Raw genomic sequence first — 921 nt, forward strand, 5'->3', positions numbered from 1 at the left:
CTATTTACAGAACATAACGGGTTAAGAAACTGAGTCAAGAATACGAAAATGAATTGGTGTAACGGATCACAAGCAAAACCATGAAAAAAACATACTGGTTACTCGCCAGCCTCACTACCCTTACTTTGACGGGCTGTTTTGAAGGCAACGTTACAACAGAAGAGTTGTGTCAAAAAACGCCAGAGCTCCGTTGTGAAAACCTCAATATGGATGACGGCCAATGTCGAATTCCTAGAACCAAGTTAATTTGGCACCGTTTTGAGCTACTGAAAAACCCATCAGAAGCAAACCAAATTACCGAATACAGCATCGTTGCTGATTATCGCAAATGTTTGGAGCTCGCGTCTCAGATCACCCCTATCGATCAAAGTGAGCTAAAAAGGCAACGCTTTAATGCCTTGGTACACAGCATAGATGAACTCAAGCGTATCGTCGAAGAACTGAAAGGTTCTCAACAACCAGAGACACTCTATTTTCTTTGGTCACAAACGGGCGATACACAAGCACGTCGTCAATTTTTACAAATGGAAGGCACACCCCAGTTAAATACTGCAGAAATGCAGTATGCCTTAGCCACTTTCTATACCAATAGAGACGCAAAAAAAACGCTAGTCTTGCTCAATAATGCTTTGGCTCTGTCAAACAAAGACAACCTAAACCCTGTGATACTTAAATCACTGGCAAGCATTAACCAAGGTTTAGGCGAGAAAAAGCAGGCGTACTTATGGGCGATGGTTGCCAAACGATTTGATGTGCCTTTAGCGGATGAAAAGCAGTTGCAGCGTATGTACCCCTTCGAGGATCCGAGCCAATACTAATAGTTGGATAAGTTGGCCTATACGATTGCAAAGGCAATACGCAAAGGCAGTTACTCGCCCGATATGGTCCCTAAATACATGTAAACAAAAAACTCCCGCTTAG

The 921-nt window shown here is 42.8% G+C and carries 1 pseudogene; it reads left to right on the top strand.

Annotated features, from left to right (window positions below):
- Window positions 1-80 precede the first annotated feature (80 nt).
- Window positions 81-902: pseudogene (locus tag R8O10_RS24230) on the top strand (DUF2989 domain-containing protein).
- Window positions 903-921: the final 19 nt, after the last annotated feature.

The sequence above is a fragment of the Vibrio sp. 1727 genome (assembly GCF_033344415.1).
Lineage (GTDB): Bacteria > Pseudomonadota > Gammaproteobacteria > Enterobacterales > Vibrionaceae > Vibrio > Vibrio alginolyticus.